General features: G+C 59.2%; 2 protein-coding genes. One reads left to right on the top strand and one right to left on the bottom strand.

Annotation, left to right across the window (positions count from 1 at the left end; genetic code table 11):
* Positions 1-246 (top strand): hypothetical protein (locus tag AC1DZC_RS20010; RefSeq protein WP_477044490.1); only part of this gene is annotated, 246 nt, incomplete at its 5' end.
* 112 nt (positions 247-358) lie between these two features.
* On the opposite strand, the gene AC1DZC_RS20005 is transcribed toward AC1DZC_RS20010, so the two are convergent.
* Positions 359-687, bottom strand: a 329-nt coding sequence (locus AC1DZC_RS20005; protein ID WP_477044489.1) for a cupin domain-containing protein, incomplete at its 5' end; no start/stop codon positions are given.

Here is a 687-nt window from a genome sequence, read left to right as displayed (position 1 = left end):
ATTGTCGGCGCGTTTTCGTTCACCTCGTCGCTCGATCCCTGGATCCGCATCCTCCAGTTTTTGAGCCTTGTCATATTTCCGGCAGCCGCCGCTGTGACGGCCTGGAACCTGTGGGTCGTCACCAGGCAGATGACGGGGCAGCGCAGGCTGACCTGGATCTGGAGCCTCTTGATGACGATCAGCGCGGTGATGCTGCTTTACGTTGCGCTTGCCTTCGAGCTGATCGGGCTGAGCCTGGCACTGTAGGTGGAAATACGCACCCGCATCGACCCCTGGCCGACCAGAGGTGATGCGGGTGTTTCCTGAAGCCACGAATGCAAGAGTTCGCCCGGTCTCCCGCGATCAGCAAAACCCGCGATCAACGTACAGCCAGTCCATCCTTCTGAGGCTTTGTCGAAAAATCATCGAAGCCCGCGCCAGGAGCTTCGACCAGATCGAGCGGCTGGCCCGGCGCGCAGATCAACAACAATCGACAGGGGCCCTCGCCGGCGCTGACATAGGCGTGCCCCATCGTACTGTCGAAATACATGGAATCGCCCTTCTTCAGATGGGTCGGCGCGTAGGTATCCGTGTGGAGTGCGAGCTCTCCCTCCAACACCAGAATATACTCCTCGCCGACATGGCGATGATAATTGCCAAATTCTGCGAGTGTGCGCGCGCGGATCTCCGCAATGATCGGGGTAACAT

It is taken from the genome of Cellulomonas sp. P2_B4, from assembly GCF_056404795.1.
Note: the sequence above shows the minus strand (reverse complement) of the source record. Positions and strands in the feature narration are given on the sequence as shown.